An 11993-nucleotide genomic window follows, 5' to 3' on the forward strand; every position below is an offset into this window, starting at 1 on the left:
CACGCCGAGGAATCGCGTCATAAGTGGCATCTCGCGAGGGGGGTCAGCGCCCCAGCACCCGGGCGTACACGCGGAGGTAGTCGTCGACCATGCGCTCGACGGCGAAGCGGCGGACGGCCGTCTCGCGGACCAGCGCGCGGTCGAGCAGGCGGGCGCGCGGCACCGCGGCGACCGCCTCCGCCGCGGACTCGACGACGAAGCCGCTCACGCCCTCGTCGACGATCTCGGGCATCGAGCCGCGCCGGTACGCGATCACGGGGGTGCCGCAGGCCATCGCCTCGACCACCGAGAGGCCGAACGGCTCGTCGAAGCCGATCGGGTGCAGCAGCGCGACCGCCGAGCCGAGCAGCGCCGCGCGCTCGGCCGGCCCGACCGAGCCGGCGTAGACCACCCGGTCGCCGTCGACGTGCGGTTCGACCTCCTCGCGCCAGTAGCGCTCGTCCTGCACGATGCCCGCGATCACGAGGCGCAGGCCCGCGGCGGCGGCGATGCGCACCGCCTCCGCCGTGCCCTTGTCCGGGTGGATGCGGCCGAGGATCACCAGGTCCTCACCCGAAACACCTGAATACGGCAGCTCCGACAGGTCGATCCCGTGGTGCACCGTCGCGACGTAGTCGAGCTCGGGCGAGCGGTCGTTCTCCGAGATCGAGACCAGGGTCGCCGTCAGCGGGTGCCGCAGCGCCTCGCGGTAGGCGGGCAGGATGCCCGGGCCGGAGAAGCCGTGCACCGTCGTCACCAGCGGCACCGGCCACTGCGCCGCGAGCGCGAGCGGCAGCCAGTCGAGGTGGTTGTGCACGAGGTCGAACTCGCGCGAGCGGGCGAGCGCGTGCGCGATGTGCAGCGACTCCTGGACGCGGCCGTCCGCGCCGGACTCGGCGTAGCCCTCCGGCACGACACTCGAGAGGCGCGCCGCGGTCACGGAGTCGCCGGTCGCGAACAGCGTCACGTCGACTCCGCGGCGCACCAGGCCCTCGGTGAGCAGGCTCGCGACCCGCTCCCACGGCCCGTAGTGCCGCGGCGGGGTGCGCCAGGCGACGGGCGCGAGCATCCCGACGCGCAGGCCGCTCAGAACAGCGGTCACGCCGCGGCCGCCTGCGCGAGCTCCGCGCGGCGGACGACGAGCGAGGTGTGCAGGGCCGCGATGGTCGACTCCGCGCCGCGGTTCTCGTTGCGGCCGGTCGGCGTCAAGCCGTCGTAGCCGGCGCCGGTGACCGGGTCGATCATCACGGTCCCGGAGTCGTTGACGCCCCCGAACCAGGCCCAGCACGCGGCGAGGCCGTCGCGCCAGAGCGGGTCCTCCTCGATCGTCAGCGCGCGGGCGCAGGCGGCCGCGAGCGCCGCGACCTCGATCGGCTGCTGGTCGAAGAGCGCGCCGGTCTCGCCGGGGCCGCGGCCCGCGACTCCGCAGACCGACAGGCCGTTCTCGCCGGACTCGAGCGCGAGCAGGAACGCCAGCTGCTGGAAGCCGCGGGCGAGCAGCACGGGGTCGCCGAGCGCCGCGCCGGCCGCGAGCAGCGCCTCCGGGACGCAGCCGTTCGCGTAGCGCAGCCGCGGCTCGGGCCAGGGCCAGTCGGCCGCTGTGATCCGAAGGGGCGGGGCGTCGTGCAGCAGCGCCGAGCCGTCCGCGACGAGCTGCGCGGCCGCGGCGCTCTCCGGATGCGCCTCGAGCACCTCGACCGCGCCGAGCACGGCGGAGGTCATCGCGCGCAGGTGCGGCGAGCGCCGCGCGGCGAGGCGCTGGAACAGCCGCGACCCGCGGTGCCGGGTGAGCGGCAGCTCCGCCCGCGCCGCGACGACGCCGGCGGCCCAGACGGCGCGGCCCCACCAGTCGCCGAGCGACGGCTCCTCCGGGGAGTCGCCGTCGGCCGAGACCCGGTTGCGCACCGTGCCGTCGGCGGCGGTCGCGCGCTCGAGGAAGCGCAGGTACTGCTCGGTCAGCCTCCGCGTCACCTCGGACTGCTCCGGCTCCTGCGCCACCACGATCAGCGCGCGCGCCACGTCGTCGACGCAATAGCCGTGCTCGCGCCGCGGCGCGTCGAGCAGCGCGTGCTCGAAGAGCCCGCCGGCATCGGTGAGCGCGTCGAGGTGGGAGTAGGGGAGCGCGGGCGAGAGGACCTGCGCAGCGCCCTCCGCTCGAAAGATCACGCCGCCCGCTCCACCCGGAGCCGCTCGACCAGGTCCAGGTAGCGGCCGGCCGCGGCGGGCCAGGACAGGGTGCTGCCGGACAGCACGTCGAGATCGGGCACGGCGACCGTGGTGTCGGCGAGCACCTGCTGCAGGGCGTCGGCCATCGCGGCCGGGTCCTCGTGCGCGACGGTGCGGCCGCGGTGCGCGGTCAGCAGCTCGAGCGCGTGCGGGAACGCGGTCGCGACGACCGGGCGGCCGGCGGCGAGCGCCTCCACCAGCACGCCCGAGGTGACCTGATTGCGGGAGTCGTAGGGGAGCAGCACCGCGTCGGCCTGCGCGACCGCGGCGGCGAGCTGGGCCGGGTCGAGGTAGCGGCCGTCGAGGACGACCTGCTGCTCCAGCCCGAGCTCGGCCACGAGCGCGGCGAGCGACTCGCGGTACGCCTCCCCGTGCGAGGCGACGACCTTCGGGTGCGTCTGCCCGAACACCGTGTAGCGGGCGTCGACCCCCGCGTCGCGCAGGAGTGCCGTGGCGCGGATCCCCCACTCGATGCCCTTGCCGGGGCCGATCAGGCCCCAGGTGATGATCTGCGCGGTGGCGCTCGAGTCGGCGGCAGCGGCGGTGCGCTCGGCACTGCCCGTCCAGACCGGCACGCCGTGGGCGATGACGCCGACCTTGCGGGTGTCGACGGCGTAGCGGCGCTCGAGGATCTCGGCGGCGACGGCCGTCATCACGACGACCGCGTCGGCGAGGGCGGCGACCCGCTCCAGCACCGAGCGCTGCGTGTCGCTCGGCGTCTCGAGGACGGTGTGCAGGACGACGATCGCCGGGACCGTGAGCTGCTCCATCAGCGCGAGGACCTCGTCGCCGTCCGGGCCGCCGTAGATGCCGTACTCGTGCTGGATCACGGCGACGTCCGTCCGGCTGAGCTCGGCCGCGGCGTACGCGATGCTCGCCGGGTCGCCCGCCACGAGCTCGGCGGCGACGGTCCGGCCGACGGCCGAGCCGGGGACGGCGAGCTCGTCCATCACGCGGACGGTGCGGATCGTCGCGCCGTGCTCCGCCGTCAGGGCGTCGCCGAGCGACTGCGCGAAGGTCGCGAGGCCGCAGCGGGTGGGCGGGAAGGTCGAGAGCATCCCGACCGTCGTGCCGCTGCCGTGCGGGAAGGGGAGGTGCTGCGTGGGGGAGAGGGGGTGCGCCATGCTGACTCCAGCCGCGGTCGTGCGGCCTCGAGGGAGCGACCGCCAACGGGCGAGGCGACTGCCGGCCGGCACCCCTCGCGGGATCGCGGCAACCGGATCCGGTCCAGCGCCGGCGGACCGGTCCTGAGTGACGTCACCCTAGAGGGGGTGGATGAACATCCGGGGTCGACGTCGTTCTCCGGCCATCGAGATGCCACTTGTGCACGCTTTTCACGGCGTGTCGCGTGCACAAGTGGCATCTCGCGGCGGGGGTCAGACGCGGGGGAGCGTCAGTGCGGTGGCCACCAGGGTCGCGCAGAGGAGGGCGACGGCGATGAGGGCGGCGCCGACGCCGAGGGGCGCGGCGAGGAGGGGGGTCGCCAGCACCGCGAGGGCGGCGGGCAGCACGAGGGCGGCGCGGAGCGGGCGGCCCTCGCCGAGCGGCAGGTGCACCGCCCACAGCATCACCAGGAACGCGGCCACCGGCACGGCCACCGCCGCGCCGACCACCGTGTCGCTCGCCTCCAGGTGCCCGGCCGTCGCCGCGACCGCCACCTCGAGCCCGGCGCCCAGCCCCCCGAGCGCCGCGAAGATCACGAAGTGCGCGTACCCCCACGCGAAGGAGAGGCCGCGCCGCCGCTCGAGCAGCTCGCCCGAGGGGTGCAGGAACGACAGCCACCACAGCGCGAAGACGATCACCAGGGCGCACGCCGCGACGACCACGAGCGAGAGGCTCACCCCCGACTCCGTCACCGCCTGCTGCACCCCGGTCACGGCCGCGAGCACGCCCTCGCCGAGCAGGATGATCGTGAACAGCCCGTAGCGCTCGGCGATGTGGTGCGGATGCCAGCTCGACTCGCCCGCTCGCAGCGCCCAGAGCGGCACGGCCAGTTCGAGCGCCGCCAGCACCACGAAGCTCGACACCCCGAACTGCTCCGGCAGCAGGAGCCGCAGCAGCCAGCCGACCTGCACGAGCGAGAACCCGCCCGCGCTGCGCAGCGCCGAGACCCGCTGCTCCGGATTCGACACCGCGACCCGCAGCCACTGGCTCACCAGCGCGAACCGCATGATCGCGTAGCCGACGGTGATCGCCGTGAAGTCGCCCTCCTCGAACGCCGTCGGCACGCCGGCCGCGAGCACCAGCACCCCGCCCATCTGCGCGAGCGTGAGCAGTCGGTAGGGCACGTCGTCGGTGTCGTAGCCGGAGGCGAACCAGGTGAAGTTCATCCAGGCCCACCAGATCGCGAAGAACACCATCGCGAACGGCAGGACCGTCTCGCCGAGGTGCCCCTCCTCCGTCGCGTGCGCGAGCTGCGCGGCGATCTGCGCGATGGCGACGACGAAGGTCAGGTCCACGAGCAGCTCGAGCGGCGACGACACCCGGTGCGGCTCGTCGACGGCGCGCGGGCGCATCCGGACGTGGAGGAGGGTCATGCGCTCATCCTGCACCCGGGGCGCCGCGCCCGCGCTGCCGTACTCTGCTGCCATGCATCGAGGGGAGGCCGCGCGGTGGGCGCGCGCCTACTTCGCCGTGCAGGCGCTCGGCGGGGCGGCCTGGTGGCTGGCGGTCGCGCTCGTGCCGGAGGTGCGGCAGGCGACGCTCGGTCCGCTCGATCCGGTGCCGACCGCCGTGCTCGACCTGCCGCTGTTCGTCGGCGCCTCCGCCCTCGCGGCGCTCGGCCTGCGCGGGGCGGCGTGGACCGCGACCGTCTGGACCCTGCTCGTCACCGTCGCGCTCGCCGTGGTCGCGACCGTCACCGGCGAGGCAGGCTGGGGCGTCCTCCTGATGCTCGCGGCATCGGGGGGCTCCGTCGCGGCGCTCTGCCTGCTGACGCTCGGGCGGATCCCGACGCGCTGGCTCGCCTCCGGGCCGTTCGCCTTCCGGCTGGCCGCCCGCGGCCGGACGCCCGCGGCCGGACGCCGCTCGCGCACCTCGCGGCGACGCTCGGGCAGATCGCGGTGTTCTGGGGCGGCGCGCTCGTCGTGATCCCGCTGGTCGTCGCGGCGCTGGAGTCGCGCTGGGGGCTCGCCGTGGCGTTCCCGGAGCCGCTGCGCGTGGTCGGGCTCGCGCTGCTCGTGCTCGCGAGCGCGCTCGGGCTGTGGTCGGGAGCGACGATGTCGCTGCTCGGCGACGGCACCCCGCTGCCGGTCGCGATGACGAACCGCCTCGTGATCGCCGGCCCCTACCGCTGGGTGCGCAACCCGATGGCGGTCGCGGGGATCGGCCAGGGCGTCGCGGTGGGGCTGCTGCTGTCCTCCTGGCTGGTCGTCGTCTACGCGCTGCTGGGCGCGCTGGTCTGGAACCTCGCGGTGCGCCCGCTCGAGGAGGCGGACCTCGAGGCGCGGTTCGGCGCCGAGTTCCGGCGCTACCGCGACGCCGTGCGCTGCTGGCTGCCGGGGCGTCCGGTGCCCGGCGCGCGCTGAGTGCCCCCCGCCTACGATGGTCCGGATGACGATCGACAGGGCGACCGCCACCTCCGAGCGCGGAACGACTCCGCCCGGAAGCACCCGCGTCGTCCTCGCCCGCCGCCTCGCCCTCGGCCTCGCGCTCGTCGCGGCCGCCGCGCTCCTCCGCGTCCTCTCGCCCGACGCCGCCGGCGACGTCCTCTCCGACGCCGTCCGCGACTTCCTCACCCTGTCGATCAGCGTCGTCATCGAGTCGCTGCCGTTCGTCTTCCTCGGCATCGTGCTCTCGATCGCCGTGCAGCTCTGGGTGCCGGAGGCGGTGCTGCTCAAGATCCTCCCCAAGCGCGCCCTGCCGCGCCGCCTGGTGATCTCGCTGCTCGGCGTGCTGCTGCCGGTCTGCGAGTGCGGCAACGTGCCGCTCGCGCGCGGGCTGATCGTGAAGGGGCTGTCCGTCTCGGAGTCGATGACGTTCCTGCTCGCGGCGCCGATCGTGAATCCGATCACGATCATCACGACCTACCAGGCCTTCGGCTGGGCCGACGGGATCCTGGTCTGGCGCATCGTCGGCGGCTTCGTCATCGCGAACCTGGTCGGCTGGATCTTCAGCCGGCACACCGACCCGATGGCGCTGCTGACCCCGCGGTTCCGCGCGGCCTGCGAGGCGGGCGAGCGGCCCTCCCGCACCGTGCGCGCCAAGGCCCGTCGCAGCGTGCTGCTCTTCGCGGAGGAGACCGGCGCGATGCTTCCGGCCCTCTTCGTCGGCGCGGCGATCGCCGGCCTCATCCAGGTCGGCGTCTCCCGCGACGTGCTGACCACCCTCGGCGGCGACCCGCTCTGGTCGGTGCTCGCGCTGATGGTCCTCGCCTTCGTGATCTCGATCTGCTCCAACGTCGACGCGTTCTTCGTGCTCTCCTTCGGCTCGACGTTCCTGCCCGGCGGCATCATCGCTTTCCTCGTCTTCGGCCCGATGATCGACATCAAGATGCTCGCGCTGCTGCGCACCACTTTCTCCGCGCGCACCCTCGTGCGGATCACCGCGCTGGTCGGCCTCTGCGCCGCGGTCCTCGGCCTGGCGGTGAACCATGCGCTCTGAGCGCCTGCTCGCCCACTGGAAGGGCGTCGTCCTCAGCCTGATCGGCGTCGTCTCGACGCTCTGGCTCGCGGCGACCGGCCGCCTCGGCCTCTACATCCACCCGCGCTACTTCGAGTTCTCGGTGATCCTCGCGGCGGTCGCGGCGGTGCTGCTGATCTGCGCCTTCGCGATCGTGCCGGGGGCGGAGGAGGACGACGGGCACGCGGAGGACCACCTGCACGAGCACGCCCCGCGCCGCCGCTGGCGGGCCGGGCTCGCCGCGCTCGGGAGCCTCGCGGTGATCGCCTGCGCCGCCGTGGCGCTGCTCGTCGTGCCGCCGGCCGCGCTGACCGCCTCGACCGCGACCCAGCGCGAGGTCAACACCAGCGCCGTCGACGCCTCCGTCACCGCGCAGGCGCCCACCGGCGACACCGCGTCCTTCACCGTGCGCGACTGGGCGACGCTCCTGCGCCAGGGCGCGAGCGAGCAGTTCCTGGCCGGCCGCACCGCGACGGTCAGCGGCTTCGTCACCCCCGACGCGAGCGACCCCGAGAACGTCTTCTACGTCGCCCGCTTCATCGTCACCTGCTGCGCGGTCGACGCCCAGCCGGTCGGCGTGCCGATCCACCAGCCGGGCTGGGCCGAGACGTACACCGAGGGCGAGTGGCTCGAGGTGACCGGCGGCTTCGGCGCCAACCCGAGCGTCACCAGCGCCGAGGCGGTCGTCCTCGAGCCCGACGTCGTGACGCCGATCGACGAGCCGGCGATGCCGTATGTCTACTGAGCGCCGTGCTTCTCATGAGCGCCGCGGCGGGGAGCGCAGCTTCTCGAGGGTCTTTTGGACCGCCACCGCCGTTCTCGTCCTCGCCGTCGGCGGCCTGACCGCCGCCACGATCGGCAAGGGCCCGCGCGTCGCGTCCCTCGAGGTCAGCACCTCGGGCGTCGTCGAGCGCGACGGCGGCCGCGCCCGCGTGCACCTCGACCAGACGATCGAGCCCGACGCCCTCGACCGGGTGCGCGTCACTCCGGAGACCCCGCACACCGCCGAGCTCGAGGGCGGCGTGCTCACCGTCACCTTCGACGACACCCTCCGCTACGCCACCGAGTACGAGATCGCGATCGACGACGCGCAGGGCACCGCGACCGGCGCCGAGTCCGACCTCTCCGCCGCCTTCACCACGAAGGACCCCGACCTCTTCACCCTCGACCGCACCGCCGAGGACCCCGCGCAGCCCGACGCCATCCGCGTCCGCCCGCTCTCCGGCGGCGACACCCGCGTCCTCTACACGGCGGACCGGATCCAGGACTACGCCGTCGTCGGCCCGGTGCTCGTCGTCGTGACGCTCGAGCCCGACGACACGACCCTGATCCGCACGCTGACCCTCGACACCGGCTCGGAGGGCGTCATCCCGCTGCCCGGTCCCGGCGTCGTCCGCGAGCTGCACGCCTCGCCCGAGAAGGGCGTGCTCGGCTGGACCTTCACCGGCTCCGCGCCCACCGGCCCGCTCGACCGCGCGCTCTACGCCTACGACCTCACCGACCAGAAGGCCGAGGCCGTGCCGATCACCGGCATCGACGGCGGCCCGCTGCGCGCGACCGACTGGATGTTCGTCCCCGGCACCACCTCCGTCGTCACGCACTCGCTCGACGACACCGTGCTGCTCGTCGACCTGCTGACCCCCGGCACGATCAGCCCGCTCGGCCAGCACGCCGAGCTGCGCGGCTTCGTCCCCGGCGCGAACCGGCTGGTCGTCGCCGACCCCGACTCCGGCTCCGTGATCGACCTCGCCGACGGCTCCGTCGAGACGCTCGACCTGCCGCCCGCCGACGTCGGCCCGGCCACCTCACCCGTGCAGCTGCTGCTCCTGGACTCCTCCAGCTACCTCGAGCTCGAGGCCGACTACTCGCCCGAGACCGGCACCGCCCAGTACTCCGTCGTCCGCGTCGACGCGAGCGGCACGACCGAGATCTTCCGCACCTCGCCGACCGGCCGGATCCGCGGCGTCTGCCTCTCGCCCAACGGCCAGTTCGCCGCCGTCGAGGCCGTCTCGGCGGAGGGCGTCCCCGACGACTACCCAGACGTCCCCGGCTTCAGCGCCACCTCCACCGTCCTCGTCGACCTCGGCACCGGCGACACCTCCCGCAGTGTCAACGGCGTCTCCCGCGACTGGTGCGCCTAGCCCCGCAGGGCTGCCCTCCATGCTGGTCGACCAGCCCCGCAGGGCTGCCCTTCATGCTGGTCGAGTAGCCCCAAGGGGCGTATCGAGACCCGCCGTCACCAGCACGGCAGGTCTGCAGACTCCTATTCTGGCGCGGGTGAATCCCGATTCCCCCGCTGCGTGGACTCTCGATCAGCATGGACTCCCGCCGCCGGATGCCCTAATGGCCTGAGCCGAACGCGGTCCGACGGGCCGCAGGCGGGTCGCCCGGCAGTCATGCGTCCTTGAGCCGCAGCGTCGGCCGCTCCGCCAGCCACCAAGCCCAAGCCTAAGCACCAGCTACCGCACCTCCATAGGTACAGACCGAAGGAGAAGTCACGTACTCGCCAGGCACGCCCCATGTGGGCCCGCCGCGCCTCAGAGTTTATTCGGCGCCAAGGTCAAGCCGCCAGTTCCAAGACCTGATTGAATAGATGCGAATATCAAGAGTTGCGCACCCTAGAGAATGGCGAACCCACCTGCGCAATACCAATCATCCCCTGCAAGCGCTTCGAGCATTGCGCCTTCGCGAGAGTTCGAATCGAAACTAAATTCCTGCCGCGCAGACTCGCTGAGGTGCTCTCTAATCAGTTGTTCATGAGCGGATGGGAAATATCTTCCCAGTTGCTGATTTAGCTTTGCTAGATCGGCCCCAGAAACCTTTGAATATAAAGCAGCAAGCCCCAAGTCGTCGAAGCTTTGGGAGATCCTGCGCGACACGGTCGAATCGACCGAAGAGTCTGTCTCAACGAAAAAGCTGACAGTTCCCGCGTCTGAGTTTAGAACAGCCCTGAGCCACCTTCCCATATTCGGAAGTGCATAGGGGTGCAGGGCCTGAGTGTCAGGCGTTGTCCTGAAGACTGACAACATTCGGTGATTACAATCCCAGCAACAAGGAATTAGGTTCCAGGGATCGATCGCCAAACCAGGAACTTTATCTTTTGGAATGAAATGATCGAGAGTAGAAGCCGCCCCATATTGACAGTAGCTGCACCGGTTCTGTCTCGCGCCGAGTAAGATCTCATCGTAAAATTCTCGTGCAGGCCTACCGATAGACGCGACTTGATTGGAGTAAAGCTTCTTGAGTTCACCCTCCGTCAAGCGTGAGATTGCGAAGGATTCTTTCGAGATAAGATAGATGAGGTGATTTTCAGCCGCTTCTTGCAGGCGAACGCTGTTTGTCTCAAACTGGTCAAGCTCCAGGCGCACTCGATCGGCGAGATCTCGATCATTCATCACCTCTACGCACGCTTCTGCGACTTGAGTCGCAGTTGCGGCAGGTGATCTAACGGGCCACATCGGAAGTATTGCGGAGGTTGTACATCATGGCACGCAATATTGCTCGCCCCTCTTCGCCCAGTTGTCCTCCAAAAGAGGCAAGCGCTGAATCGTACGAATCGTGCGTCCCTGCCGCGGTGCTGAGCATGCGGTGAAACCCAGATGCAGTTACTTCGAGTCCGAACACCTCACTTGTCAAAGTGCCAACATTCTCACCGAAAGTTTCTTTATTCAGCCGGTCAATCGATGATTTATTTCCCCACCTATTGATCCTCCAGACGCAGGATCGAGGAACCTCTTGCAGAACGACAGGGGAATGTGTCGCGACAATGGCGACGCCATTGCGGTTGGTTAGGAGGTCGCTAAGCGCCCTAATAAAAGCAGAGAGAAGAGGCGGATGCAGGTGGGCTTCGGGCTCGTCGAGAAGCACAAGACTCTTTTCCTCGACTGTCTCAATCAGCTTTGTGATAGTTAGAAGAACGATCTTGTGACCAGAGCTGAGTAGCCCGAATATTCGCTCCAGATTGAAAAGGACGTCTTTGTCCGTGGCGCCATTCGTGATGATGTTTGAAATGTCTATCCGTCGAAAGACAGGGTCGCCCTCAAGAAGATCGAGCGCCCGTAACCATCGACTCTTTTTCGCCGGGAGAAGGCAAGACCTTGCCGATGCTAAAAGTTCCGCTGCTAGGTCGCTCGTCGACCTTGTCAGATAAACATTGTTTGTGTCCTGCGAGAGCTTTTTCAGTCCGACGTAATGGTAGGTAGGCCCTGTTGCGCGGTCCTCCGGCACATCGATCGGCTCGAATGCGTCGAAGGCTGAAAATGATACGGAGACAATGTTACTGACCTGATCGTTCGTGCCCTGTTTCACCATGTGGTTCGTAAGCGTGTTCAGAAGAGTGCTCTTTCCAACGCCGTTCCGGCCAATCAAGACATGGATGTTCGAAGGGGGCAGTGAGTTTGGTTCGACCTCAAAGACCAGAGTGCTGGGTTCCGGGTGTGTCCAAAGCAGTTGGTAGCTGAAACGGAAGGGTGTTAGCTTCACGCCTCCGTGAGCCATTCGCGCAAATTGATCTCTTACGGTTTGCAGGGAGACATCGCGCAGTAGAGAAACTTTGGTAACGTCTTCTTCCAGCGCACGCTCCAAAGAGTCTAAGTCGAATGCCAGATCCCTTAGATCGTGAAGAATCGAATTTCTTTTCTGATCCCCAAGCTTGGATAATTCTTCATAGAAGTCGGCATCCTGTCCAATTGAGAAAAAGGAAGTGTCCAATGATTCGAACTCCGGCGGCAACGGCGGAGTTCGATGACCTAGTATCTTTTCGTCTTTTGATGACCGAGGCAGAAGGCCATTCATACCAATTTTTGTGCTGCCGATTGAGTGGCGGGTACCGTCGGCATCGACGTAAGAGACCGTATATAGAGTCTGGTATTTGAACCAATCGTCCCAGTAGGAGAGCGTCAAGTAGACAGCATCGCGCTCGAGTTCATGAGGGTTCGAAGACGAGCGTTGAACGATATATTTCACGCTACCCCCGCATAGATCGATCTTGATGTTGCTTAGGAGCCTAGTGCTGCAAGCTTCGTTGTGGCCAGTCGTATGCGCCTCCGATTGCGTACCGAGTCGAGCACAAGTTCGACTTGGGGAGGGGGAGCATGGAATCGATTACCTGAATGAAGCTCATATCCTTTCGCGCGGGACGTTCGGCCAACGAGCGATCGAAGTTACGA

At 69.1% G+C, this 11993-nt stretch carries 11 protein-coding genes; 5 read left to right on the plus strand and 6 right to left on the minus strand.

The genetic code is table 11. The features are described 5' to 3' along the window. Positions 1-43 precede the first annotated feature (43 nt). The 4 genes from HQQ86_RS16625 to HQQ86_RS16640 form a co-directional block, all read right to left on the minus strand. Entirely contained in the window at positions 44-1081 is a 1038-nt protein-coding gene (locus tag HQQ86_RS16625; RefSeq protein WP_367948695.1) for a glycosyltransferase family 4 protein, read from the minus strand. Further along, the gene (locus tag HQQ86_RS16630; protein WP_216845572.1) at positions 1078-2145 is read right to left on the minus strand and encodes a glycosyltransferase; all 1068 of its coding nucleotides are present in this window, start codon (positions 2143-2145) and stop codon (positions 1078-1080) included. The genes HQQ86_RS16625 and HQQ86_RS16630 overlap by 4 nt, the downstream gene beginning before the upstream one ends. Further along, a complete protein-coding gene (locus tag HQQ86_RS16635) occupies positions 2142-3329 on the minus strand; it encodes a glycosyltransferase (protein ID WP_216845573.1) in 1188 nt (395 codons plus the stop codon). Before HQQ86_RS16635 ends, HQQ86_RS16630 begins: the two co-directional genes overlap by 4 nt. 252 nt (positions 3330-3581) lie before the next feature. Further along, positions 3582-4742 carry a low temperature requirement protein A gene (locus tag HQQ86_RS16640; RefSeq protein WP_216845574.1) on the minus strand — a complete coding sequence of 387 codons (1161 nt, stop codon included), beginning with the start codon at positions 4740-4742 and terminating at the stop codon, positions 3582-3584. Positions 4743-4794: 52 nt separating this feature from the next. Between HQQ86_RS16640 and HQQ86_RS22145 the strand changes: the two genes are divergently transcribed. Genes HQQ86_RS22145 through HQQ86_RS16660 form a run of 5 tightly spaced genes read left to right on the plus strand, consistent with a single transcriptional unit; the run spans position 4795 to position 8966 of the window. Beyond that, on the plus strand, positions 4795-5295 hold the full coding sequence (locus HQQ86_RS22145) for a hypothetical protein (RefSeq protein WP_367948696.1): 501 nt from the start codon (positions 4795-4797) through the stop codon (positions 5293-5295). Next, positions 5268-5732, plus strand: coding sequence for an isoprenylcysteine carboxylmethyltransferase family protein (locus HQQ86_RS22150; RefSeq protein ID WP_367948697.1), 465 nt, complete (start codon positions 5268-5270; stop codon positions 5730-5732). Before HQQ86_RS22145 ends, HQQ86_RS22150 begins: the two co-directional genes overlap by 28 nt. Before the next feature lie 25 nt (positions 5733-5757). Continuing rightward, positions 5758-6807, plus strand: a complete 1050-nt coding sequence (locus tag HQQ86_RS16650) for a permease (RefSeq protein WP_173289339.1) — start codon at positions 5758-5760, stop codon at positions 6805-6807. Continuing rightward, the gene (locus HQQ86_RS16655; RefSeq protein WP_173289340.1) at positions 6797-7570 is read left to right on the plus strand and encodes a TIGR03943 family protein; all 774 of its coding nucleotides are present in this window, start codon (positions 6797-6799) and stop codon (positions 7568-7570) included. Before HQQ86_RS16650 ends, HQQ86_RS16655 begins: the two co-directional genes overlap by 11 nt. Then, on the plus strand, positions 7560-8966 hold the full coding sequence (locus tag HQQ86_RS16660) for a hypothetical protein (protein ID WP_173289341.1): 1407 nt from the start codon (positions 7560-7562) through the stop codon (positions 8964-8966). Before HQQ86_RS16655 ends, HQQ86_RS16660 begins: the two co-directional genes overlap by 11 nt. Positions 8967-9443: 477 nt before the next feature. Here HQQ86_RS16660 and HQQ86_RS16665 read toward each other — a convergent pair whose 3' ends face one another. After that, positions 9444-10220: an HNH endonuclease gene (locus tag HQQ86_RS16665; protein WP_254072200.1), complete on the minus strand. Its 777-nt coding sequence runs from the start codon at positions 10218-10220 to the stop codon at positions 9444-9446. A gap of 49 nt (positions 10221-10269) precedes the next feature. Beyond that, positions 10270-11727, minus strand: a complete 1458-nt coding sequence (locus tag HQQ86_RS16670; protein ID WP_216845575.1) for an AAA family ATPase — start codon at positions 11725-11727, stop codon at positions 10270-10272. Between the last annotated feature and the right edge of the window lie 266 nt (positions 11728-11993).

Origin of the sequence: Rathayibacter sp. VKM Ac-2857 (assembly GCF_013205025.1) — a bacterium.
In the GTDB taxonomy this organism is placed as follows: Bacteria; Actinomycetota; Actinomycetes; order Actinomycetales; family Microbacteriaceae; genus Rathayibacter.

Coding starts and splice junctions, on each gene's coding strand:
- HQQ86_RS16635 (WP_216845573.1), bottom strand. CDS start 3,329: ATGGCGCACCCCCTCTCCCCCACGCAGCACCTCCCCTTCCCGCACGGC.
- HQQ86_RS16640 (WP_216845574.1), bottom strand. CDS start 4,742: ATGACCCTCCTCCACGTCCGGATGCGCCCGCGCGCCGTCGACGAGCCG.
- HQQ86_RS22145 (WP_367948696.1), top strand. CDS start 4,795: ATGCATCGAGGGGAGGCCGCGCGGTGGGCGCGCGCCTACTTCGCCGTG.
- HQQ86_RS16650 (WP_173289339.1), top strand. CDS start 5,758: ATGACGATCGACAGGGCGACCGCCACCTCCGAGCGCGGAACGACTCCG.
- HQQ86_RS16655 (WP_173289340.1), top strand. CDS start 6,797: ATGCGCTCTGAGCGCCTGCTCGCCCACTGGAAGGGCGTCGTCCTCAGC.
- HQQ86_RS16660 (WP_173289341.1), top strand. CDS start 7,560: ATGTCTACTGAGCGCCGTGCTTCTCATGAGCGCCGCGGCGGGGAGCGC.
- HQQ86_RS16665 (WP_254072200.1), bottom strand. CDS start 10,220: ATGAATGATCGAGATCTCGCCGATCGAGTGCGCCTGGAGCTTGACCAG.